Origin of the sequence: Halovivax gelatinilyticus (assembly GCF_024300625.1) — an archaeon.
GTDB classification, from domain to species: Archaea; Halobacteriota; Halobacteria; order Halobacteriales; family Natrialbaceae; genus Halovivax; species Halovivax gelatinilyticus.
In genome coordinates this window covers 3,477,228-3,498,371 of record NZ_CP101322.1, presented here as the reverse complement: position 1 = coordinate 3,498,371, position 21,144 = coordinate 3,477,228, and the positions used below count along the sequence as shown (strand labels likewise).

Sequence of the window (21,144 nt, the reverse complement as noted above, 5' to 3'; positions counted from 1 at the left end):
CATGGAAGAGACACACCGGTTCGAGACTCGCACGATCCACGCCGGACAGGACCCAGACCCGGAGACGGGTGCCGTGATGACGCCCATCTTCGCCAATTCGACCTACGAACAGGATGCCCCGGGGGACCACCGCGGATACGAGTACTCGCGGACGGGTAATCCGACCCGAACCGCCCTCGAGGAAAACCTGGCGAGCCTCGAGAACGCGAGCTACGGGCGGTGTTTTTCGAGCGGTATGGGCTCGATCAACACGGTCTTGAACACGCTCGAGTCGGGCGATCACGTCGTCACCGGAAACGACGTCTACGGCGGCACGCACCGTCTCTTCACGCAGGTCTACGAGGACTACGATCTCGAGTTCACGTTCGTGGACATGACCGATATCGACGCGATCGAGGCGGCATTTCGCCCCGAGACGGAATTGCTGTGGCTCGAAACCCCGACCAATCCGCTCATGTCCATCGTGGACATCGAAGCCGCCGCGGAGATCGCCCACGACCACGACGCGATCTGTGCGGTAGACAACACGTTTGCGACCCCGTACCTCCAGCGTCCGCTCGACCTCGGCGCGGACGTCGTTTCGCATTCGCTGACGAAGTATCTCGGCGGTCACTCGGACGTCGTCGGCGGCGCGCTGTTGACCAACGACGCCGATCTGGACGAGCAATTCGGCTTCCACCAGAACGCCGTGGGCGCGACGCCCGGTCCGTTCGACGCGTTCTTGGTACTTCGTGGGACGAAAACCCTCCCCGTCAGGATGGACCGTCACTGTGAGAACGCCCGACAGATTGCGACCTGGCTCGACGACCACCACGACGTCGACCGGGTCTACTATCCCGGCCTCGACTCTCACCCCGGTCACGAACTCGCGTCCCGACAGATGGACGACTTCGGAGGCATGCTCAGCTTCGAACTCGACGCGACGCTTGCGGAGGCGAGCGACGTCGTCTCGAACACCGAGGTGTTCACCCTCGCCGAGAGCTTAGGCGGCGTCGAGAGCCTCATCGAACAGCCGGCCCCCATGACTCACGCGGCCGTCCCCCGCGAGGAACGAGTCGCCGCTGGACTGACCGACGGACTGATCCGCGTGAGCGTCGGAATCGAACACGTCGACGACCTGATTGCCGATCTCGACCAGGCGATCGAGTCCACACTCTAGCGAGTGAGACAAGTGGGCAGACGCCTGTTGAAATCTGCGGAGTAGATCGCCCAGCGTTTCTCACCGTGGCGCGTCGAGTGCGTTCCCGACGAGACGTGACTCCGCGCGCCTCAATAGATCCGATGTCGTCGAGACGGCACAATCGAGTTCCGACGCGACCGCTTCGATTCCGTTCTCCCGCGGGACCTCGTAGTATCCCATCTCCCAGGCAACGTCGATCGCCTCCCGTTGACGGACGGAGAGTTCGTTTACGGGCCCACCCACCGAATCGCCGATGCGGATCACGTCTATCGAGAAGTCGTCGGGGGCGGCGTCGAATACGCGCTGTACCTCGTCCGGAGCGCCGACGACGGTCAATCGAACAGTCCCGTCGGCCCGACACTCGAACGGTGGTACCACGACGATCGTATCCTCGAAGAACGCGTCGAACAGGTGCGTTCCAGACGCGCCGAGTTCCTGTCTGCAGTAGAGGAAACAGCCATCGTTCGATCCGGTTATCTCGTACGTCTCGATGACCGCTGACTCCGAGAGGATCGCTTCGACGGCGTCCGGGTCCCCATCGACGTACGATATCGTCGACTCGATCCCATCGAGTACGGAGCCACCGAGAATCAGCTGGCGGTCGACGGCAGGCGATGCGCTCGCGAGATTCATCTCGGGTGGAACGCGTTCGTCATCCAGGTCGATCGCGATTCTGAGTGTCTTCACAGGTGGAGTCTTCGGGCAACCGTTATAAATGTGGGAACTATTTCGTGCGAAGGAATTCTCGGCTGGGTACTCCAGCGAACGTACGGAGCCAACCGTGAACGACGATTCCGCAACTCGACCGGGGAAGGTATCGAGATCGGACGACTACGAATCGAGCGATGAGTGTCGACCGGATCAAGAATCTGACGTGATCGGCACGGACGACTGCGCAGACGTGATCCTGGATTCGTTCGACGCCACCGGTGCAACCGTTCTCTCCGAGGGGACGGACCGCACGTACACCGATGCGGTAGATGAACTCGACGTGGATGGTGATCCCGACCGTGGCCGCGGACTCTACGACTGGTGGAGTGGAAAAGAGCGATTGTACGACGGCGTTATGGGTCTCGCCGAACCGTTACGCGAGGATACGTTCGAGGCGCTCTCACTCGAATCCGACGAGATAGTCCTCGATCTGGCCTGCGGGCCGGGAACGAACTTCGAGCGATTGCGCGACGGGGTCGGTCCCGATGGGGCCGTCATCGGGCTCGATTACAGCCCCGGGATGGCGCGTCAGGCGGCCGAACTCGTCGACGAACAGGGGTGGTCCAACGTGACAGTCGTTCTCGGTGATGCGACCAACACGTGTGGACCCGACCAAGCGTTCGACGTGATCGTCACCACATTCGCGCTCCACACGATGGCCGACGCGAACACGGTCATCGAGAACGCGTACGACGCATTGGCACCGGACGGCCGGTTCGTCGTCCTGGATTCCAGGCCGATCACCGACGGACCCGCACGGATCGTCAATCCGATCTACGAACGGCTGATCGCGTGGACGGTCAACCACCAGCGTGGACAGGACACGCGTTCGTTGCTCGAAGAGACGTTCGACTCGATCGACGTCGTCGAAACGTACGACGCGGGGGCGGGGTACCTGGCGGTGGCGACGAAAGACGCGTAGTGGATTGCCGTGAAGCACCGTCGGTTCTGGGCTGCGGCCGATCGAGCGAGCGCCGAACGAACGGAATTCTCATCCGAGTGGGCGGGCAACGGACACCCATGCGCATCGAACTCCGGGTTTGTGAACACTGCTACGAGCGAGAACACGGCGAGGAGCGCCGACAGGACGTCGTCCGCGACATGGTCCGCTGTGCCGAGCGCATCCGCGAACACAAGGACGTCATCGATTTGGAGGCCGTCCACATCCGCATGGTTCGCGACGACGAGCCGGGAAAACCCGAGGCGCTGCCGGTCGTCACCGCTTCCATCCACGAAGATCAGGTGATGATCAACGATACGCAACTCGCTACCGAGGGCGAAGACGGAACGATGCTCGTCTATCCGAACCCGCCGGACATCCTGACCGTCCTGGCTCGAAACGTAGATGAAATTAGCACGGGATTGAACCGGGACGTCTCCGTCGACCTCTCCGCGGCCGGTGCCGAACTGCTCTCGTCGTGAGCACTAGGCGTTCGAAGAATCCGCTCGACGACGCACCACCGCGGGGAAGTTCGTCCCGTCGCATCGATCGGCGAGCCATCTCGTCGGTCGAACCGTCAGACCATTGGTCGGAGACTCGGCTCATCGGTCGAAGATTCCTCTCCCAATCGAGAGACGATGCGGTGAAAACGACGAATTCCGGCGTTAAATTCGGCCGACGTTCTCGACGCCGACGCTCTCTACGCCATCGACGTCAGTAAAGCTCTCTTCGACGGCTTCGGTTCCGCCCGATCCGTCGGGGACGATGACGGTCGGAAAGAGTGCGACGAGCCCGAAGGCGACGTCTTCGCGCTCGACGCCGTTGATCTTCGCTCCCTCGGGAAGTGAGCTTTCGAGCCGGTCTTGAAGCTCGTCGAGGTCGATTTCGGGGCTGTTCGGCATGACTTTGATCTTGGCTGCTACCTTACCCATGTCTGATCACGGACCGGTGAATTCGCAGTCGGGACACTCATAGAGGTTACTCTGCTTTCTGCACGTCGAACACCGGTGAATCTGCGTGCCACAGTCGGGGCACTTGAACCGAGCGGCGTTCGTTCCTGCGACGTTGATGCCACAGGAGACGCACGAGCGCTGTCCGCGGTCCTCGGTCGTACTCATACCAATTCGTTTCCGGCCAGCGCTTTTAACGGTTGTCTTTCGGGGTTGGCCTCGACCGCCTCCCGCTCGCGGTCATTCGGCCATCGGCGGATCGAGTCCCCAGTTGAATGTGACGAGCGTGACTCCGGCTACCGTCACCGTCCCGATCCCCCACGCGAGCCAGAGAACGAGGCTTTCGAACGGATAGACCAGCGCGAGCGTCGCGAGCACGCACGCCACCTCGAGAGCGACGATCCGCTCTCGTCGCGTCGGTCGAATCAGGCCAGTCATCGAGCGTACTTCGACGCCTCGCCTATAGAATCCATTGACCGCCGTTGTCGATTTCCCAACGCGAGACGGCCCACCCGATCCGACTCGCGTTCACCACGTCGCGAGTATCAGCGGTCCGATGAGAACGCCCATCAGGTGGACGCGTCGGGCCCGAAACCGAACGGGAACGAATCCGATCGCACTCGCCACGGCGAAGATGAGGATGCCCAATTCGCCGGCGAACAGGAAGGACAGCGCGGCCAATAAACAGAGTACGACGACGGAGATCTTCCAGTAAGCGACGGATCCGACGAGCGTGAGATACCGATCTCCGGCCGCGATGACGACGAGAAATCCGAACACCCCGGCAATCAGTACCGAGAGAATCAAGACGGGAAGCGAGAGCGAGGCGCCCGTACTATCGAATGCCACCATCACGCCCGTTCTCGGCTGTCCGATCGACCACAGTGCGAACAGCGCGAAAATCGTATTCGCGGTATCGACCCCGCTCGTCGCGACGATGTAACTTCGGTCGTCGGTGTCGCCGATACCGCCTTCACCGCCCGGCAAGACGACGAGTACCGCGACCGCCGCGATCGCCGCGGAGATACCGGGAAGGTAGCCGACAATCGCCCCCGCGACCGTTCCGGCGATCGCCGTGACGGCGAGGGCCGGCCGAGAGACGCGAAGCAGTGAATCTCCCTGAGGTGGGACGCCGCCGCCGCGCATCGCATCGAGTAACACCGGCGCGCCGAACAGTCCGGCGAACAGGGGCGCGAGCACGCCACCTGCGTCGAGCGGCGCCTCCGGCTCGATATCGAGCGCGATTATTCCGAGTGCGGACGCGAGCGTAACCGAGAGCACGCCGCCCACCATTCGACGCGGCGTTCGCTCCGAGACGACGAGCGCGAGTACGACGCCGAGCAAAATGATCGCGATGTGATCGATCACGACCGGATACCACCTGGCCACGGCCCACGTGAGCGGGACCGCCAGCGGAACGGCTACCAGGATTGCGAGGACGCTTCCGAGCGCCGAGAGTCTGATCGCTTCGTGACCTCGCCCCTCGAGCACAAGCCGATGACCGGGGAGCGCGGTGAGCGCCATTTCGGCGTCCGGAACCCCGAGCGCCATCGCCGGAATCGCGTTGACGAACGTGTGGACGACCCCCGCAGCGAGCATGGCGGCACCGACCAGCAGCGGCGGACCGGGAATCGACGCCGCGACGCCGGCCAGTAGCAACGCGAAATTGTTGGCGTGAAGTCCCGGAATTAATCCCGTTATCGAGCCGAGCGCGCTTCCCGCGACCGTCCAGGCGAGCAACTGCACGGAAAGCGACGGATCGACGACCAGCTCGACGGTTCCCATTCGACACTTCCTGCGCTCGGCTTCATATATAGATCGTCGGACGTCACTACCACGATCGAACGGGTTGTTCACTCGCAGGTAGCGACCGCTCGACGCTGCGAAATAGTGAAAATTGGGCTGCGTTCAGATTAGCCGAAGAGTTCGCCGAGGCCCTCACCGCTGGCCTCTTCTTCCTCGTCATCGTCGTCGTCCGTCGTGTCCGGGACGTCGCTGGTCTCTTCGACCTCATCGTCGGCGTCGTCGGCGTCGGCCGCTGGTGCGGCGCCGCCGGCGGCTGGAACGGCCGCGGCGTCAGCGACGGCCTCGTCGATGTCGACGTCCTCGAGCGCGGCGACGAGCGCCTTGACGCGCGATTCCTCGACATCGACGCCGGCGGATTCGAGCACGCCGGTCAGGTTGTCTTCGTTGATCTCTTCGTCCGCTTCGTTCAGGATGAGTGCTGCGTAAACGTATTCCATTGTTGGTGTTCTCCGTTGGGTTCAGCCGAACATCGCGCCGAGTCCTTCAGCACCGGATTCGTCGTCATCGTCGTCGGTGTCGTCGTCCTCGGCGGCGTCGGTTTCGTCTTGGTCGTCGGTCGATTCGTCTTCAGACTCCGACGGGGCCGACGCCGCTGGGGCCTCGACGCCCTGGAGTTCCTCCGGTAACGCGTCCGTATCGTCGATCTGCGCGGCGAGCGCACGGAGTTGTGCGTCGGCTTTGCTCACGAGGTCGGGCATGAGTTCCTCGTCCTCGATGGCCGCCTGCAGACCGAGGCTCTTGGCTTCGCCGGTCGCCTTCGCGACGAGAAGCGGTGCGGTCGCTTCGGTCGGGAAGACGGCGTTGACGGCGAGATTCCGAGCCTGCGCGGCGGCGGTCGCGACGTCCTGCTCGTAGGCCTCGACGTCGATGTCGAGGTCTTCGGGGTCGAACACGACGCCGTCGGCCCGAACCGCTCGCAGGTCGAGCCCGACTTCCTTGGCTTCGATGCCGAGTTCGTTCAGAACGTTCGCGAGATCGGCGGATACTTCCTCGCCGGCTTCGAGCACCGTCGAGTCTTCCATCACCTGGATCGAACCGTCTTCGATCCGGGCGTTCGCGCCGATCTGCTGGAGTTCGCCGACGAACGGACCGGGATCGACGCCGGTGTCACCTTCGGGGATGACGATGTCGTTCGGTGCGATTTCTCCCGCTCCGATCGGCGCCGGTGTTTTCGAGGCTTCGAGTTCGCGGTAGAGGCTGAACGGGTTCTCGTCTGTGAGGACGAGCCCGACCTGTCCCTCGATGTGTTCGGCGAGGTCGTCGACTCCGGCCGCTTCGAGCCCTCGCTTCTGGAGCGTGTTGCGGCTGACGCGAAGGACGGCGGTTCCGTGCAGTTCACGGCGCATGTCCTGAAGCTGTTTCGAGGGAATGCCGGTGATTCCGACGACGCCGACGTTCTCGTGATCGTCGATGAGCGTCTCGATTTCGTCGACTTCCGCTCGCTTCCACTCGGGAAGGTTCTCGGTTTGACGCGTCGCTTCGGCGCTCATATCAGGCCACCTCCACTGACGGTCCCATCGTCGTTTTGACGTAGATGGAGTCGATGTTCTGTGGACCCTTCTCCAGATCCGCGTGCAGTCGACGCAGAATCACGTCGATGTTGTCGGCGATGTCTTCTGCGTCCATGTCTTCGGCGCCGACGCGCGTGTGGAACGTGCGTCGATCGCCCGATCGAAGCTGCACGGTGTTTTTCATCCGGTTGACTGTCTCTACGACGTCGTCGTCCGGAGAGAGTGGGGTCGGCATCTTTCCGCGGGGACCGAGAACGGTCCCGAGGTAGCGACCGATATTTTGCATCATCGCCTCCTCGGCGATGAAGAAGTCGGTGTCATCGGCCAGATCTTTGGCCGCATCGTCGTCGTCGCCGAGGTCGGCTAACTCGTCGCCGTCGTAGACGTCGTCCGCGACGTCTTCGGCTCTGAGTGCCGTCTCGCCTTCGGCGAAGACGACGATCGTCGTTTCCTGGCCGGTGCCGGCCGGGAGGACGACGGACTCGTCGACACGATTCGACGGTTCGTCTAGGTCTAGGTCACGAAGATTGATCGCGAGGTCTACCGTCTCGGTAAAGTTACGAGTCGGCGACTCCTCGAGAGCGCTCGTGACTGCTGTTTCGATATCCGAATCTGCCATCGTTCACCTCCGTAGTACGCAGGGTGTGCTCCTACGGGTCAGTGAAACAGGCAAAGCCTGTCTCACCCTGAAAAAGTGCCATTGCGGACTTAAACCCGTCGAACCATGCCCGAATCTCGCTCACCCATCAGGTGTGCCGGCCGTACCGGATGTAATCACGAGAATTCGGATGGTGGTACGGCAACCGCTATCCTGACGCCACAGGATCGCACGCGGACGTCGATCGAGCACACTCTCAACAGAGACGTACACTTTCGAATCGATTACGGCTTACCCGTATAACGCTAAATCTGCGGTGAGAATACCAGTTGTATGCTAGTTTGTAAGGCTATTGAGGGTGTCTCATCGAAATCTATATCGGACGTGACGTAACATGGAGAGTACGATGATACTGGGCAGCCTCGAGGGACTTTCGGTTACGTTCGCGGCTGTCGTTCCACTCACCCCCTACGAGTCGGTGATCGACTTCTATCTCGGACGATCGACGGCCGAACAGATCGCCATCGTGACGGCCTCGACGCTCCTTCTCGGGGCGGTCCTCTTCGGGGTCCTCCCGGCGTACAGCAATCGAGCGCTCAAAACCGCCCGAAAGAGTCCCATCATCTCGTTTCTGATCGGGATACCGACCGCTGGGGTTCTCGGGATGTTCTTCTATCTCGGCATGGTCCTCTCCGAGTCGAGTTTCGGGATTTTCTTCGCGATTCCGCTCGTCACGGTGACGCTCGGATTACTTCCCGCGTGGGCGACCGTCGGTGTGGTCTCGACCGGGTCGGCCATCGGAACCCGTCTCGGCACCGACGGGCTGGCCGTCTCGATCGTTCTGGGTGCGCTCGTCGTCGGGGCGTCCGCGGTGGTGGTCGAATCACTCATCGTCGTGGGCGGACTCGTGACCTGTCTGGGCGTCGGTGCGGGTGTTCGGGTCCTCGTCAGCGGCGGAATGGCGACCGATCCGGACCAGCGTACCGTTCCACCGGCCAATAAAATGTAACCGCTGCGCTGCTCCGTTCGAGACATCTGTCCAGTGACCGGCTCGCGTGCGAACGTCCGCGATCGGGTATGAGAATCAGTGCGGTTCGTTCTACGACTCCGCAAACGAGTCGTCGTACTCGCCGTTGTCGATCCGCTCTTTGAACTCTCGCGGATTTTCTCCCTCGATCGTGACGCCGAGAGACGTACAGGTCCCGACGACCTCTTTCGTCGCGTTCTTCAGATCGTACGCGAGCAGGTCGGGATGTTTCTGTTCGGCGATCTTTTTCACTTGCTCGACCGAGAGATCGGCGACGAAGTTTTCCTGCGGTTCACCGCTTCCCGTTTCGAACCCGGCTTCGTCTTTCACCAGCGCGGCCGTCGGTGGGACACCGACGTCGATCTCGAAGGAGCCGTCGTCTTCGTACTCGACCGTCACGGGCACCTCGGTGCCGTCGAACGCCGCCGTTTGATCGTTGATCTCCTGTACGACCGCCTGCACGTCGACGGGCGTCGGACCGAGCTCGGGTCCGAGTGGTGGGCCAGGATTGGCCTGTCCGCCCGGAACGAGCGCTTCGATAGTTCCAGCCATACGAGACCAAACCCGCGCACGATTTTTAAGGGTTGCTTTTCGACTCTCCGATCCACCGCGACCTGGGTCGGACGAATGCGACCGATCGACGACCGCTCCACAAATCGACCGCGATAGGAACGACATCTGTTATCGAGCGATCAGTCAGTCGGTATCAGTTTCGCCGGTGACCGTCTCGCGGACCCACGTCTCGTACGGATCGAATCCGTCGGTTTCTTCGAATCGCTCGATACACGGTACGTCGTGTGGATGGGCGTCACTGACGTACTCGACAAGTGCGTCGTAGCGTTCGGACGTCGTCTTCGCGATTAGCACGCACTCGTCGTCCGTGGTGACGTCACCCTCCCAGCGGTACGTAGATCGACACGGAATTTGGTTTACGCACGCGGCGAACCGGCCCTCGACGAGACCGCTAGCGAGGGTGTCGGCAACATCTCCAGGGGCGGTTAGATAGACGGTCGTCATCGTCACAGACGACTACGCGATCGAGCCGATTAAGCGATGCTGATTGGCCGAAAAGTGACCCTCGGGCCGCCATACTGATCCGATCAGCTCTGGGCCGATTCTCTCTGAGCGGTTCCGATACCGTTACGGGGAGAAATTTCCGGTAATATTCCACTCGTGAATACACTGTGGCGAACCGATCTGTCGACGTCCATCGTGGTTGTTGAGTTCCCATCCCGCCCGCTGCTGATTCCACCGTTCGATCCGGCCACAGCGCTCGCACCGACGCGCCTCGGGCGTCCGGATCGATATCGAAGTGTCGGCTTTACTCATTATCGGTCGGACGTACCGGGTCGACTTAAGCAACGGAGACACCGGCCGTTTTTGCACCAGTCCGCTGCGGTGACCGATTCCGGGGGTTCGATCGACGAGTTCGCCGAACTGGCTGATTTACTACGATAGGGGGTCGAGCGGTATTCGCGCCCGATTCGGCGGACGTAGATACGTCAGAACAATGTTAACCGTCTCAGTTTGTCAGTCCAACTCGCTGAATACGGTGGCGATCAGTACACTGCGTCGACGATTTCTTCGTCCAACGTCGGGAACGAGGCGAGATACTCGCGTCGGTCGGTTCGAAGTTCGTCGATCGCGTCCTCGAATTCGTCGACGTGGTCGGGGACGTAGAACTGGTCGACATCGATCCCGGGAACCGTTTCCGGAATCGTCATTCCGAGTCGCTCGTCCGCGGTCCATTCGACGGAGCCTCTGGCAATCTCGGTCAGGATCGTGACCGATTCGTAGACGCCGATGTCGACCGACTCGTCGCCGACGTACCCCGTGTTGAGTACGAAACAGTCGACATCGAGCGAGTCGACGAGCTGCTGGAACGTGTTTCCTTCTTCGCCTTCGGGACCGATGATGAACGGATTCGTCCCGACGACGCGAATCGACTCACCGGCCCGCTCGGGATCGCCGGCGCTCGTTTCGATCGATTCGCCGAGCATGAACGCGACGGCGGCCTGAGCCCCGTCGAGTTTCGCGACGGGCGGCATGAGCGGATTACGCGTGATGAAGAAAATCTGGTCGACGCGATCGAGGTCGATATCGTCAGCGGCGCTCGAGAGTTCCTCGCGCTGGACGACCGCGCGGCCGTTCGACGTGTACGAGTCGTCGTCGAAATCGACGGCTCCGTCCTCGTCGACCGCGACGTTCTCGAGCACGGCGGAGTCGGCCGTTGCCGCGTCGTACAGCGCGGGTTGCTCGTCGGCCGTGAGCCCGATCGTCTTGATGTACAGTCCCTTGCCTTCGCTGCCCGCCACGGAGCCGTCCGGAAGGATCGCACAGACGTCGTCCTGGGTCATCTCGGCCGATTCCGGCTCTTCGAGCCAGCACCCGTGAGAGGTAAGCGTCGACTTACCGGTCGCCGAGAGTCCGAGAAAGAGTTGTCCGACCGTCCGTTGCTCGTCCGCGTCGTCGCGTACCGTCACGCGTTTGCTTCCAGCGTGAAGTCCGAGTCCGCCCTGGGTCTTGACCCGGTACATGAACAGCCGGAGAAACGACTTCTTCGCCTCTCCGGTGTAGTCGCTTCCGACGACGACGGTGGTCCCTTCGTCGGGAAGGATTCTGATCGCCACGTCCTCGCGATCCGGCAGTTGGACGGTCGTAAAATCGGGGTCTCGTCCGTCTGTCGGTTCGAAGAGTTTCGCCCAGGTCAACGCGATCCGGGCGAATTCGGTCGGAACGTAGAGTCGACAACAGTACGTCGCATCGGGGTGGCGACCGACGAGGCGGTCGACGCACACCATCTCACGGTTCGACACCTCCCCGATGGCGTCGCGAACGATCGCGTGATCGTCGTCGTCGAACGCGTGGTCGATCGCATTCTTCGTTCGATCTGCACTACGCGAACGATACTCGCTCACGTACGCTGGGGAACCGTACTCGGTCGCCCGCTCGTCGTCGCCCGCCAACTCGCGAAGTTCTGTTAGCGAGAGATTATACTGAATATTCGCGGCCCGCTCCGGATCGGGGAGTCGTCGAGCGGCCGTCGGCGGTTCGGTCCCGGTTTCGGACATGTGGTAGACAACACTCGTTCCCCTATTATAACGGTGAGGTTCCGCTTCCACTGTGTGATTAGATACCGAAAAGCGATCGTTCGTCGAGGGAGCACAGATCGGGTAGATCACCAACCGATTCTCAGAAGCCGACCGCTCGTGTTAGCTTCGATATAGTTCGTCGCCGCGGCTGAAATGGACCGTCGGACGTGACATTCCGATTTTCACATCTGGTATTTGAAACCGAAACTCCATTAGCGATTGATTCGTTCGGTCGCCATGGCCAACGGTCTGGATTTTGCGTCGGACACGACGCGCATCGCACGCGACGGGCTCGATGGGGCGGTCATCGAAGACGAACGACCACTCGCGTATCGGACGACGGGCGAAGAACTGTCGTCTCTGGACGATTCCGTTCCGGACGAATTGTTGATCGAACACGAGGAGCAAACGTACGTCGTCGGAAGCGAAGCGAAACGGGTCGCGAGCGCGTTCGACGACCAGCCCGACCCGCTATTCGTCGACGGCGTACTTGTCGACGAACCGTTCGCCGAACCAGCGATCGACGCCCTACTCGGCGTCTTGCTGGCAAACGGGATGGGGAACCGTCTCTGTTATACGACGCCCGGAACGATCGTCGACGTCGATCGACCAACCGACCACCACCGCGCCGTCATCGACGAGTCCATCGGTGCGCTCGGCTACGACGCGACGCCGGTTAGCACCGGATTCGCTATCGTGGCCGATCAGTTCCGCGATGAGAACCTGACCGGACTCGGAATTTACATCGGGTCCGACGTCACGAGCGTTGCGCTCGTCTACTACGGGGTTCCGGTCATCGTTTTCTCGATCGCCAAGGGACGCGACTGGATCGTCGAGCGAGCCGCAGGGGAAACGGGCCACGCGAACGAGCAGGTCGCCTCGCGCCTAGAGACGTTCTCGCTCGATCCCGATGGGGTCGCAGACGACATCGAGAGCGCCCTCGCCCAGTCCTACGACGAACTGACCGGCTCGCTCGTCGAAGCGATTCGAATCGAACTCGAGGCGGCGGATCTCGATCGAGGGGTCTCAGTTCCGGTCGCCGTAGCCGGTCCGTGGGCCGTCGAGGGCGTCGAATTCCTTCTCGGGGGTCGCTTCGACGCCGCTCAGTTACCGTTTTCTGTCAGGGGCATCCGACGGGCGGCCGATCCCGAAGAAAGCGCCGTCCGTGGTGCGTTAGCCGCCGCACAAGACGATGTCGACGAATTCGATTCGGTCACGTGGTCCGCCCATCAGGCGACCGACGGTGAGACTGCCTCGGCTGAACCAGGTTCATCGGAAGCGATGACGACGCAATTGACGTTCGATGACTCGGCGTCGACGGCGGACGCGATCGCTGACGATGCCATCGAGCAGCTATTCGACCGTCTCGGCACCCGCGACGACGAGCTGGGATCGCTCGGTGATCGGGTGGATTCGGTCGCGAACGACCTCGAAGCGCTTCAGACCGAAGCGGCATCGAACGAGGACCTGACGTCGCTCGAATCGGCCGTCGACGCCGTTCGATCGTCGCTCTCGGACGCCTCGTCGACGATCGATTCCATCGAGTCGGAGTTGGCGGCACGCGAAGTCGCCACAGACGAGCTGTCCGACGCGCTCGAATCGGCCGAGGGTACGCTCGCTGACCGTCTCGAGGCGCTCGAATCGGACCTCGAAACGGTAGAACAATCCCACGATAGTGACATCGAACGGCTCGACGACGCCGTAACGGCGACCGAATCCGCCCTCGAATCCGCCGTCGACGAACTCGAGACGGCGATCGCTGATGGAGACGAGGCGCTGGCGTCTACCGTCGAGTCGTCGATCGATGCGGTTCGAAGCGACCTCGAACCGTCGATCGAGTCCCTGCACGAGACGCAAGAACGACTCGACGTGGAACTCGAATCGCTTCGGGACGAACGCTCGAACGATCTGTCGTCGTTCGAGGAAACGGTCGACGAGATCGATTCACAACTGCGTGCGGACGTCGAAGGAATCGAATCGGTCGTCGAATCGCTCGAGTCCACCGTCGACTCGCTCGAATCGACGCTCGAAGCTCACGGTGACCGACTCCCAACACTGGAATCGGAATTGCGAGCGGTTGAATCGGCGGTCGAGTCGCTGGACGACGATCTCGACGAACACCAGGGGACGGTTGCCGACTTGGACGAAACCGTCACGTCACTGGATTCTGACGTCGAGTCGCTCGAATCGACCGTCTCGGCGATCGAGCCCACGCTTGCTGAGTTGGAGACGTCGGTCGAGGCGCTCGAGACGGTCGACGAGAAATCGGTCTCGGAGGTCGATTCGACGCTCGAAACCCTGACGACGTCCGTCGAATCGGTCGAGTCGGCTCTCGAATCGGTCGACGAACGCGTCGACGACACGCAGGCGTGGATCGAATCGGACGTCGCCGAACTTCGCGAGTCGGTCGAATCGATCCGTACCGAATTGGACGAACTCGAGACGACCGACGACGGTGGAGAGCCGTCCCCCTCGATCCCGCCGGAGTACGACGACAGACTCGACGATATCGAGGCGGCGATCGATGCCATCGACCGATCGGGGGACGTCTCCGAACTCGACGATGGAACTTCGCTGCCCGACGCGGTAACCGACCTACGAGAGTCCTACGATGCGTTCGAACGGACTCACGACGTGATCACCGATCGGTTAGATGCGCTCGAAACATCTGAGTCAGAGCGTGCGGAGCCACTCTCTATCGAGGACGTGGTCGCTGCTGAAGCCGTCGCGAGCACCGACTCGGTCGAATCGTCGCTCACGGACGTCGAATCCTCGCTGAAATCGGAGATCGCGTCGGTTCGATCGGTCGTCGACGAATTGAACGCGGCTGTCGAGACGCTTCAGCACTCAGCGGCCAACGAAGAGGCGTCGACAACCGAAGGGGTGTCCCATCAGGAACTCGAATCGGTGACGAGTTCGATTTCGACCCTCGAATCGAGACTCGACGACATCGAAGCCACTGGCTGGTCGGACGAACGGGCCGATCGGCTGGATTCGATCGAATCGACGCTCGAACGCCACGACGACGAGCGAGCGCAACTCGAATTACGGATAGAGCGACTGTCGTCGTCGGACGGCGAATCGTTGTCAGACGAGCCGCTCGAACGGATCGCCGAATTGGATCAGCGCATGCACGAACTCTCCCGGAAAACTGGCGATCTGTTGGCTCAGGAGGCGACGAATACCGAATCAGCCGATGAGCATGCCCGACCGGCCAACGGTCAGTCTTCGCTCGGATCGATGGCGATGGGTGCTGGCGCGGCGAGCGTCATCGCCGGCGGTGCGCTCGCGGCCGACGAACTGAATTCGACCGTCGGGACGACCGAACTCGGCGTCGGTGCGGTGATCCTCGGTGCAGTGATCGTTGCCGTGGCGATTTTCGTTCGGTAACACGAACGGGTCTGTCTGACTAACGCTTAAGAGTCAGCCGTCCATTTTCCAGGTATGGACGAGACTCCGCAGGAAATCACGTCCCTCGTCGGGCGCGAGGTGTACACGAACAACGGCGTATTCGTCGGCGAGGTCGAGGATTTGAAGCTAGATCTCGATACGCAGGCGGTCACCGGCCTCGCGGTCGGCCAGTTGAGTCGAGAACTGTTCGAACACGAAGCACGCCAGGGACAGGGTGTGATTATCCCGTATCGCTGGGTCCGTGCCGTCGGTGACGTGATTCTCGTCGCTGACGTCGTAGAACGCGTGCGCGAACCCGACGAGGAAGAAGAAGTCGTCGCCTGAGCGACTGGTGTCGACCTGTCAGTGAACGTCTACGGCTGACCGGGTACTCAATTCCCGTTCGATCCTTCGCTCCCTTCGACGCCCATCGCGTCGAACAGGGTTCGAGTGACCGCTTCTTCGGTGAGATCGAGTAACGTCTCGCGGGTGTCTTCGGATATCTGAATGCCGGTAAAGATGCCGAGTGGAATCTCCGCGCTCGACTGCGTGGAGTGTCCGGCGACCTCGCCGATTTCGCCGTAGGCGTCGTCTAAGACTCGACCGATATTCATTCGGATGTCTTTCGATCGCGCGGCGAGGAAAATCCGCTCTTCGGCGATACCGAACACGGCCGTCGTCGTCACCCCCTCGAGATTGAGCAGGTGGTTCGCCGCCTGTGAGAGCGCTTCACGATCTCTGACGAAACCCGCATTCGACACGAGATGGCTGCCCTGGACGTCCCGATTGGCGATCGCTTCGGCGAGTACGTCCAGCGTTTCGGGCGACATCGACGGCGATTCGACCTGTTCGAGCGTGTCGTGGTTGGCGAACGGATAGAGGTACGCAGCTGCGGTGAGGTCGGCTGGGGTCGTATCGCGTTTGAAGTCCAGGGTTTCGGCGCGGATCCCGTATAGAAGCGCGGTAGCGACTTCTTCGGAGACGTTTAAATCGAACTCCTGGATGTATTTCGTCATGATCGTCGACGTCGAGGACATACTCGGTCTGACGTCGACGAACTCGGGATCCGCCTCGACGTCGGTTTCCCGGTGGTCGATGATGACGTCGACCGGGCGATCGAGCGTCGGCGAACTCGCGTGATCGACGAACGCGAGGGTGTCGTAGGTCTCGTTCGATGCGGGATCCTCCCAGAGGTGCAGTTCGATGCCGAGTAGGTTGACGAACGCGCGATTTTCCTGGTGACCGATATCGCCCATGTAGACGATGTCGGATTCGACGCCGAGGTGGTTCGCGATGGCTTGCATCGCAGCGGCGCTCGCGATCGAGTCCGGATCCGGGTTGTCCTTCGTGACGATCGCCATTCGGCTATCGGTCCGCTCGATGATCGCCGCGAGCGTTTCCGCGTTGTGCGCCAGCTCGCCGGATTCCAGCGCGCGAAGGGCGGAATCTGCGATCACGGCCGACGGGTTGATCACCACGTCCGCGCCGAGTTCGGAGAGTTCGTCTCCCGAAATCGGATCGTTTGCGCGCGCGATGATGAACGTATCTTGCCCGGACGACCGGATGAGGTCGACCGCCGTCGTATTGGCGTCGACGTCGGACGCCAGGATCAACACCACGTCACAGCCGTCGATGAGGTCGATCACAGCGGACTCGGTGATGTCTGCGGTTCTGGCGTCGAGATCTTGATCTCGAAGCGATTCGACCCGATTTTCGTCTTTGTCGACGATTCGAACGTCCTTCCCTTGCTCGACGAGCTCCTCTGCGACGGCGTATCCGACGCTGCCACAGCCGAGGATAGCGTATTCCGACGCAGTGGAGATCGTAGCACCCGCGCTCATTGAGCATGTCGTCGGTGTCCCTGCACTTAACCCTCCCGAAGATTGAAACGCGTCGGTCGGTGAAATCGCCCTCGCGCGGCTCCCAAAGGAAATGTATTTTAACGCCGGGACGTCAATCGACAGGTGAGGGCCGGTAGCTCAGTTAGGCAGAGCGTCTGACTCTTAATCAGACGGTCGCGTGTTCAAATCGCGCCCGGCCCGTGCAACGAACCGATGAGCGCGGCGAATCGGTGAGTGAACCGGCAGGCACGATTTGAATGCAGGGAGGTCGCGCGCAGCATGGTGAGCACGTCCGACCGTGTGTTCAAATCGCGCCCGGCCCGCTTCTGGGACGAACGAACGTGAGGAGCAAAGCGGCCACTAGCGATTTGAAGTAGACGAGTCGCAGCCCGCGCAGGGCGAGGCCCGAGCAGGACCGTCTCGGCGTAGTTCACAATCGCGCCCGGCCCGCTCCTGCGGAGGTTCTGCGACCGACAGTGAGTGGTGAACTACGTTGCAGGTGGCTACGTGATCCGAACGGAGCGATACGTAATCCGGCGTTTCTTTTTCCAATTCGAGGTAACGAACGGACGCGCGGATGTGCAAGCACCACTCCCATACCGGAAACCGTCAACTGTTGGGCTGTCATGTGCGCATCATTCAGTGACGATGACGTGGGGAAGACGGTCGTGAACGCGAGCGGTGAGGAGGTCGGACTCGTCTCCGCCGTCGAGCACGATACGCTCCGCGTCAAACCGGATCCGGGAATCACAGACAGCATCAAAGCCGCGCTCGGTTGGGAGGGAACGAGCGAGAACACCTACCCGCTACAAGAGGAGTCGATCGATCGAATAACCGACGACGAGATTCGTCTCACCGGCGGGTTCCAGGAGGGTGAGCGATCTGCGGCGGGCGGAACGAGCCCGAGCGGTCGGGACACTACCGGCGAGGCCGGTGTCGGAACTGAGTCCGGGCGAACGGGAGGGGAATCTGGGATCGACACCGATCACGACGACAGCGGCCTGATGGACACTGACATCGGTGACGACGATGACGAGTTGATCGACACCGACATCGGCGACGACGAGTCGGGGCTGATGGATTCCGACCGGTCCGAACCACGCCACGAAGAGGGCCTGAGCGGCGGTCCGGGTGACGGTCGAACTGACGAGTCGTCGGGGAGCGAGATCGGAACCGGATCCGAGACCGGCGCTCGTGGCGACGTCGGCTCGGATATGGGTTCGGGCGGCCGTGAGGGAGGGATGTCGGACGTCGGCGATCGTTCCGACCGAAGTCGGGCGGATCGAGACTCGGGAATGGGCGATGCTGACGATGACGAGTTGATCGACACCGATATCGGCGACGATGACGACGACCTGCTGGATTCGGATGACGACGATGACGAGTTGATCGACACCGACATCGGCGACGATGATGACGACCTGTTGGATTCAGACGACGACCGTCGTACACGCGACAGCGATCGGTAGGCCGCTCGTTTCTTCGACCTTCTTCCGAATCGTCCGGATGGGGGCGTCGCCGTAATCGGGAACAAGGCGGCGAGTGCGGACCGGTTACTTCGGTTCACCGAATTGCTTTCCGCTTCGCTCGTCGGCGTCCATCCGTCGGAGGGCGGCCCGCGCGTTGCTCGCGTCGTAGCCGAAGTACACGTTTTCGGCGTACTCGTTCGCGACCGTAGCCGCGTTGATCAGTGCGTCGACGTCGACGTCGACGGCGTACAGTTCGATACTGAACGGCGTTTCGAGTGCGCTCTCGAACCCTTTCGCGATCGTTTCGAGCCAGTAGGTCGTTCCGTATGCCGTGTCGTACAGCGGGACGACGAACTCGTCGACGTGAGGTTCGAGCGCAGAAAAGTCGAGCCCGGCTCGCTCGTGAAGGTGTCCCGGATACGGGTCGGGATAGAGGGTGAAGTACGTCGTCCCTGGAATTCGATCGACCGCCTGCTCGACGAATTCCGTGATGATGTCCGCTCGCCACTCGTCCCACTCGTCGAACTCGCTGGCTTCGAAGGATTCTCGACAGACATCACACCGGCAGTACTCCGCCCGCGGGAACCCGACGTCGTCGAGTCGAACGTCGTCGTTCGCCGCCACGCAGTCGTCGATGATTTCTAACAGTCCGTCTCGATACTGGGTTCGGCTCGGACAGATGTACGCCCAGTCGAAGTAGGGCTGGGCCCGGGTAGCTCGATTTCCCTCGTCGTCGACGGGAACGAGCGTCGGTTCCGCGTCGGCGGCGGCGTTGTCGCCGAAACACGAAACCATATTGACGGCTTCGGCGAGCGGTTCGGCCGACCGGCCGGTAACGTCTTTGACCTCGTAGAATCCGCGATCGAACTCGACCCACGTCACCTCGGCTTCGTTTCGCGTGACGACGCCGTACATATCTCAGCGTCCGCCCGGAGGCCGGTTAAGGCGTTCGAAAACGGTAGCGGTATCGAGTCCGTCGTCTCGGCTGTCACCGAGGGGAGCCTATGCGTCGGGTTCGTATTCGATCGTTTCCGGACTGTCCGCGCTGAGGACCTTCCAGAGGACGATGACGATCGTCACCAGTATCAAGAGTTTCACGAGTTTGGACATGCGTCTGATAGTTTCTCGCCTTCTGATATATCTTTTCTGGATTGGAGACTGTGTGTAACTATCGACGGTCGGCATACTCGAACCGGTTACCGCTCGATCAGCTCCGGAATCCCCTCGCGGACGATTCGCCCGCAGTACGTGCACCGAACCCCGTCGTCGAGGACGTCGAAGCGAGAGGCGACCGGTTCGTCCTCGGTCGTGATGCAGCCGGCGTTCGGACAGTGGAGTATATCTTCGACGGTTTCAGGCCGATCGACGCGGTGTTTCGATTCGACCTCGTAGTCCCGAACGATGTTGATCGTTGCGTCCGGGGCGATCAGCGAGAGGACGTCGACTTCGTCCTCGCTCAACTCTCGACCTTCGACTTTGACGATGTCCTTTCTCGCCAGACGATCGGAGGGGACGTTCATCCCGACGGAGACGCTCTCACCGTCAGAGCCGTCGATGCCGACGATCGCGAGGACGTTCAACGCCTGGCCCGCTCTCACGTGATCGATCACCGTTCCGTTGCGAATCTTACTCACTCGTAGTTCGTGATCGTCACTCATCGTCATCACCCATGAGGAGGTCGAGGAGCGCCATCCGAACCGGAACACCGTTGTGAGCCTGTTCGAAGTACGTCGCGTGATCCGTCTCGTCGACAGCGGGTGCGATCTCGTCGACGCGCGGAAGCGGGTGCATCACCGTCAGGTCGTCCCGGGCGTCCGCGAGGGTCTCCGTCGTAATCCGATACTCGCCCGCGACCTTCTGGTACTCGTTTTCGTCGGGAAAGCGCTCGCGCTGGATGCGAGTCACGTAGAGGACGTCGAGTTCCGAGAGGACGCCGTCGAGACTCTCGTGTTCGCGGACCGACGCGCCTTGTTGGTGAAGGTCGAAGACAACTTCGCGCGGGAGCTGGAGGCTCTCGGGGCTTATGAAGTGCTGGCGTGCGTCGAAGCGCGTGAGCGCGTACGCCAGCGAGTGGACCGTTCGACCGTACTTTAGATCGCCCATGATGCCGATCCTGAGGTCGTCGAGTCCCGCGCTTTCGCGGATGGTGTAGAGATCGAGGAGCGTCTGTGTGGGATGGTGGCCGGCGCCGTCGCCGGCGTTGATGACGGGAACGTCGACGTACTCACTCGCGAGCTTCGCCGCACCCTGTTTCGGGTGTCGAAGGACGATCGCGTCGGCGTAGCCCTCGATTACACGTACCGTATCGGCGAGGCTCTCGCCCTTCTTGACGCTCGAAGAATCGACCGATCCCATGTCGACGACGTCACCTCCCTGCCGTTTCATCGCGGTCTCGAAACTCATTTTCGTTCGAGTGCTCGGCTCGAAGAACAACAGCCCGAGAAGTTGCCCCGTCCGCGTCGGTTCGACTTCGCCCGCGGCGATCGCGGCCGCGTGGTCCAGAACGGATTCGACGTCAGCTCTGGATAATTGTTTACTCGTGAGGAGATTTCCGTGACGCATCTATCCGCATACGGGATGGGACGGCCCTTGAATCTCCCCATCTGTTCCGATGATAGTGACCCGGGGT

At 61.5% G+C, this 21,144-nt stretch carries 23 protein-coding genes and 1 tRNA gene; 8 read left to right on the top strand and 16 right to left on the bottom strand.

Features of this window, described 5'->3' with window-relative positions; translation table 11 throughout:
• Window position 1 precedes the first annotated feature (1 nt).
• Window positions 2-1,159 (top strand): cystathionine gamma-synthase, encoded by a 1,158-nt coding sequence (locus NKH31_RS16645; protein WP_254862909.1) that lies wholly within the window; start codon window positions 2-4, stop codon window positions 1,157-1,159.
• Between the two features lie 60 nt (window positions 1,160-1,219).
• Here the strand turns inward: NKH31_RS16645 and NKH31_RS16640 are convergent, their stop codons facing one another.
• Window positions 1,220-1,867 carry a helix-turn-helix domain-containing protein gene (locus tag NKH31_RS16640; protein ID WP_254862908.1) on the bottom strand — a complete coding sequence of 216 codons (648 nt, stop codon included), beginning with the start codon at window positions 1,865-1,867 and terminating at the stop codon, window positions 1,220-1,222.
• A 94-nt stretch (window positions 1,868-1,961) separates the two neighbouring features.
• Here NKH31_RS16640 and NKH31_RS16635 point away from each other — a divergent pair, with 94 nt between their 5' ends.
• A complete protein-coding gene (locus NKH31_RS16635; RefSeq protein WP_254862907.1) occupies window positions 1,962-2,813 on the top strand; it encodes a class I SAM-dependent methyltransferase in 852 nt (283 codons plus the stop codon).
• Between the two features lie 98 nt (window positions 2,814-2,911).
• Window positions 2,912-3,313: a hypothetical protein gene (locus tag NKH31_RS16630; RefSeq protein ID WP_254862906.1), complete on the top strand. Its 402-nt coding sequence runs from the start codon at window positions 2,912-2,914 to the stop codon at window positions 3,311-3,313.
• Window positions 3,314-3,496: 183 nt separating this feature from the next.
• Here the strand turns inward: NKH31_RS16630 and NKH31_RS16625 are convergent, their stop codons facing one another.
• The 7 genes from NKH31_RS16625 to NKH31_RS16595 form a co-directional block, all read right to left on the bottom strand.
• On the bottom strand, window positions 3,497-3,763 hold the full coding sequence (locus tag NKH31_RS16625) for an elongation factor 1-beta (RefSeq protein WP_254862905.1): 267 nt from the start codon (window positions 3,761-3,763) through the stop codon (window positions 3,497-3,499).
• 6 nt (window positions 3,764-3,769) lie between these two features.
• Window positions 3,770-3,949: an HVO_2753 family zinc finger protein gene (locus NKH31_RS16620; protein WP_254862904.1), complete on the bottom strand. Its 180-nt coding sequence runs from the start codon at window positions 3,947-3,949 to the stop codon at window positions 3,770-3,772.
• Window positions 3,950-4,021: 72 nt separating this feature from the next.
• Window positions 4,022-4,219: a hypothetical protein gene (locus NKH31_RS16615; protein WP_254862903.1), complete on the bottom strand. Its 198-nt coding sequence runs from the start codon at window positions 4,217-4,219 to the stop codon at window positions 4,022-4,024.
• A 90-nt stretch (window positions 4,220-4,309) separates the two neighbouring features.
• Complete coding sequence (locus NKH31_RS16610; protein WP_254862902.1) at window positions 4,310-5,566, bottom strand: tripartite tricarboxylate transporter permease; 1,257 nt, start codon at window positions 5,564-5,566, stop codon at window positions 4,310-4,312.
• Between the two features lie 128 nt (window positions 5,567-5,694).
• Window positions 5,695-6,024 carry a 50S ribosomal protein P1 gene (rpl12p, locus tag NKH31_RS16605; RefSeq protein ID WP_254862901.1) on the bottom strand — a complete coding sequence of 110 codons (330 nt, stop codon included), beginning with the start codon at window positions 6,022-6,024 and terminating at the stop codon, window positions 5,695-5,697.
• 21 nt (window positions 6,025-6,045) lie between these two features.
• Window positions 6,046-7,077 carry a 50S ribosomal protein L10 gene (locus tag NKH31_RS16600; protein WP_254862900.1) on the bottom strand — a complete coding sequence of 344 codons (1,032 nt, stop codon included), beginning with the start codon at window positions 7,075-7,077 and terminating at the stop codon, window positions 6,046-6,048.
• A 1-nt stretch (window position 7,078) separates the two neighbouring features.
• A complete protein-coding gene (locus tag NKH31_RS16595) occupies window positions 7,079-7,717 on the bottom strand; it encodes a 50S ribosomal protein L1 (RefSeq protein ID WP_254862899.1) in 639 nt (212 codons plus the stop codon).
• Between the two features lie 373 nt (window positions 7,718-8,090).
• Between NKH31_RS16595 and NKH31_RS16590 the strand changes: the two genes are divergently transcribed.
• Window positions 8,091-8,705, top strand: a complete 615-nt coding sequence (locus tag NKH31_RS16590) for a hypothetical protein (protein WP_254862898.1) — start codon at window positions 8,091-8,093, stop codon at window positions 8,703-8,705.
• Window positions 8,706-8,795: 90 nt separating this feature from the next.
• On the opposite strand, the gene NKH31_RS16585 is transcribed toward NKH31_RS16590, so the two are convergent.
• The 4 genes from NKH31_RS16585 to NKH31_RS16570 all read right to left on the bottom strand — a co-directional run bounded on the left by NKH31_RS16585 (window position 8,796) and on the right by NKH31_RS16570 (window position 11,794).
• Complete coding sequence (locus NKH31_RS16585; RefSeq protein ID WP_254862897.1) at window positions 8,796-9,275, bottom strand: 50S ribosomal protein L11; 480 nt, start codon at window positions 9,273-9,275, stop codon at window positions 8,796-8,798.
• Window positions 9,276-9,419: 144 nt separating this feature from the next.
• Window positions 9,420-9,740 (bottom strand): divalent-cation tolerance protein CutA, encoded by a 321-nt coding sequence (gene cutA, locus NKH31_RS16580; protein WP_254862896.1) that lies wholly within the window; start codon window positions 9,738-9,740, stop codon window positions 9,420-9,422.
• Window positions 9,741-9,863: 123 nt separating this feature from the next.
• Window positions 9,864-10,052, bottom strand: a complete 189-nt coding sequence (locus NKH31_RS16575) for an HEWD family protein (protein ID WP_254862895.1) — start codon at window positions 10,050-10,052, stop codon at window positions 9,864-9,866.
• Between the two features lie 230 nt (window positions 10,053-10,282).
• Complete coding sequence (locus tag NKH31_RS16570) at window positions 10,283-11,794, bottom strand: phosphoenolpyruvate carboxykinase (ATP) (RefSeq protein WP_254862894.1); 1,512 nt, start codon at window positions 11,792-11,794, stop codon at window positions 10,283-10,285.
• 258 nt (window positions 11,795-12,052) lie between these two features.
• On the opposite strand from NKH31_RS16570, the gene NKH31_RS16565 reads away from it, so the two are divergent.
• Together NKH31_RS16565 and NKH31_RS16560 are read left to right on the top strand one after the other, a co-directional pair.
• Entirely contained in the window at window positions 12,053-15,205 is a 3,153-nt protein-coding gene (locus NKH31_RS16565) for a disk-shape morphogenesis protein volactin (protein WP_254862893.1), read from the top strand.
• 54 nt (window positions 15,206-15,259) lie between these two features.
• Window positions 15,260-15,550, top strand: a complete 291-nt coding sequence (locus NKH31_RS16560) for a PRC-barrel domain-containing protein (RefSeq protein WP_254862892.1) — start codon at window positions 15,260-15,262, stop codon at window positions 15,548-15,550.
• 47 nt (window positions 15,551-15,597) lie between these two features.
• Here the strand turns inward: NKH31_RS16560 and NKH31_RS16555 are convergent, their stop codons facing one another.
• Window positions 15,598-17,046 (bottom strand): DHH family phosphoesterase, encoded by a 1,449-nt coding sequence (locus NKH31_RS16555; protein ID WP_254862891.1) that lies wholly within the window; start codon window positions 17,044-17,046, stop codon window positions 15,598-15,600.
• A 127-nt stretch (window positions 17,047-17,173) separates the two neighbouring features.
• Between NKH31_RS16555 and NKH31_RS16550 the strand changes: the two genes are divergently transcribed.
• Together NKH31_RS16550 and NKH31_RS16545 are read left to right on the top strand one after the other, a co-directional pair.
• A tRNA-Lys gene (locus NKH31_RS16550) sits at window positions 17,174-17,247 on the top strand.
• A gap of 425 nt (window positions 17,248-17,672) precedes the next feature.
• A complete protein-coding gene (locus NKH31_RS16545; RefSeq protein WP_254862890.1) occupies window positions 17,673-18,515 on the top strand; it encodes a PRC-barrel domain containing protein in 843 nt (280 codons plus the stop codon).
• Between the two features lie 84 nt (window positions 18,516-18,599).
• Here NKH31_RS16545 and NKH31_RS16540 read toward each other — a convergent pair whose 3' ends face one another.
• From NKH31_RS16540 to pyrB, 3 genes are all read right to left on the bottom strand, one after another.
• Complete coding sequence (locus NKH31_RS16540) at window positions 18,600-19,430, bottom strand: hypothetical protein (protein ID WP_254862889.1); 831 nt, start codon at window positions 19,428-19,430, stop codon at window positions 18,600-18,602.
• Between the two features lie 281 nt (window positions 19,431-19,711).
• Complete coding sequence (gene pyrI / locus NKH31_RS16535; protein WP_254862888.1) at window positions 19,712-20,173, bottom strand: aspartate carbamoyltransferase regulatory subunit; 462 nt, start codon at window positions 20,171-20,173, stop codon at window positions 19,712-19,714.
• On the bottom strand, window positions 20,166-21,077 hold the full coding sequence (gene pyrB, locus NKH31_RS16530) for an aspartate carbamoyltransferase (protein WP_254862887.1): 912 nt from the start codon (window positions 21,075-21,077) through the stop codon (window positions 20,166-20,168). The genes pyrI and pyrB overlap by 8 nt, the downstream gene beginning before the upstream one ends.
• Window positions 21,078-21,144: the final 67 nt, after the last annotated feature.

Bases quoted from the DNA above. Each gene is read 5' to 3' on its own strand.
- cutA (WP_254862896.1), bottom strand. From the start codon at position 9,740: ATGACGACCGTCTATCTAACCGCCCCTGGAGATGTTGCCGACACCCTC.
- NKH31_RS16540 (WP_254862889.1), bottom strand. From the start codon at position 19,430: ATGTACGGCGTCGTCACGCGAAACGAAGCCGAGGTGACGTGGGTCGAG.
- NKH31_RS16595 (WP_254862899.1), bottom strand. From the start codon at position 7,717: ATGGCAGATTCGGATATCGAAACAGCAGTCACGAGCGCTCTCGAGGAG.
- pyrI (WP_254862888.1), bottom strand. From the start codon at position 20,173: ATGAGTGACGATCACGAACTACGAGTGAGTAAGATTCGCAACGGAACG.
- NKH31_RS16570 (WP_254862894.1), bottom strand. From the start codon at position 11,794: ATGTCCGAAACCGGGACCGAACCGCCGACGGCCGCTCGACGACTCCCC.
- NKH31_RS16610 (WP_254862902.1), bottom strand. From the start codon at position 5,566: ATGGGAACCGTCGAGCTGGTCGTCGATCCGTCGCTTTCCGTGCAGTTG.
- NKH31_RS16545 (WP_254862890.1), top strand. From the start codon at position 17,673: ATGTGCGCATCATTCAGTGACGATGACGTGGGGAAGACGGTCGTGAAC.
- pyrB (WP_254862887.1), bottom strand. From the start codon at position 21,077: ATGCGTCACGGAAATCTCCTCACGAGTAAACAATTATCCAGAGCTGAC.
- NKH31_RS16630 (WP_254862906.1), top strand. From the start codon at position 2,912: ATGCGCATCGAACTCCGGGTTTGTGAACACTGCTACGAGCGAGAACAC.
- NKH31_RS16590 (WP_254862898.1), top strand. From the start codon at position 8,091: ATGGAGAGTACGATGATACTGGGCAGCCTCGAGGGACTTTCGGTTACG.
- NKH31_RS16600 (WP_254862900.1), bottom strand. From the start codon at position 7,077: ATGAGCGCCGAAGCGACGCGTCAAACCGAGAACCTTCCCGAGTGGAAG.
- NKH31_RS16575 (WP_254862895.1), bottom strand. From the start codon at position 10,052: ATGAGTAAAGCCGACACTTCGATATCGATCCGGACGCCCGAGGCGCGT.
- NKH31_RS16585 (WP_254862897.1), bottom strand. From the start codon at position 9,275: ATGGCTGGAACTATCGAAGCGCTCGTTCCGGGCGGACAGGCCAATCCT.
- NKH31_RS16565 (WP_254862893.1), top strand. From the start codon at position 12,053: ATGGCCAACGGTCTGGATTTTGCGTCGGACACGACGCGCATCGCACGC.
- NKH31_RS16560 (WP_254862892.1), top strand. From the start codon at position 15,260: ATGGACGAGACTCCGCAGGAAATCACGTCCCTCGTCGGGCGCGAGGTG.
- NKH31_RS16555 (WP_254862891.1), bottom strand. From the start codon at position 17,046: ATGAGCGCGGGTGCTACGATCTCCACTGCGTCGGAATACGCTATCCTC.
- rpl12p (WP_254862901.1), bottom strand. From the start codon at position 6,024: ATGGAATACGTTTACGCAGCACTCATCCTGAACGAAGCGGACGAAGAG.
- NKH31_RS16615 (WP_254862903.1), bottom strand. From the start codon at position 4,219: ATGACTGGCCTGATTCGACCGACGCGACGAGAGCGGATCGTCGCTCTC.
- NKH31_RS16645 (WP_254862909.1), top strand. From the start codon at position 2: ATGGAAGAGACACACCGGTTCGAGACTCGCACGATCCACGCCGGACAG.
- NKH31_RS16620 (WP_254862904.1), bottom strand. From the start codon at position 3,949: ATGAGTACGACCGAGGACCGCGGACAGCGCTCGTGCGTCTCCTGTGGC.
- NKH31_RS16625 (WP_254862905.1), bottom strand. From the start codon at position 3,763: ATGGGTAAGGTAGCAGCCAAGATCAAAGTCATGCCGAACAGCCCCGAA.